This is a genomic window from Rahnella sp. PAMC25617 (assembly GCF_050606005.1).
GTDB classification, from domain to species: Bacteria; Pseudomonadota; Gammaproteobacteria; order Enterobacterales; family Enterobacteriaceae; genus Rahnella; species Rahnella variigena.
In genome coordinates, this window is the sequence record NZ_JBOCUM010000295.1 from 1 (window position 1) to 210 (window position 210).

A 210-nucleotide genomic window follows, 5' to 3' on the forward strand; every position below is an offset into this window, starting at 1 on the left:
GGCAACGTTCGCGATGAACAAGGGAACCGCGAGACGTATCAATGTTTAGCTGTTTCAGAGGATGGCATTCATTTTCAGAAAAAAGGTGTCGTGGCGACGCTGCCAGATGGATTCACCGCCCATTTTCGTGATCCGAAAGTATGGAAGCGAAATGGCCAGTGGTACATGGTTCTAGGTGCACAAAGCCTGAACCTGAAAGGGAATCTCGTC

1 pseudogene is annotated in these 210 nt (G+C 49.5%); it reads left to right on the forward strand.

Annotated features, from left to right (window positions below):
- Positions 1 to 210 (forward strand): annotated as a pseudogene (locus ACM615_RS24390) (sucrose-6-phosphate hydrolase); the annotation flags it as partial.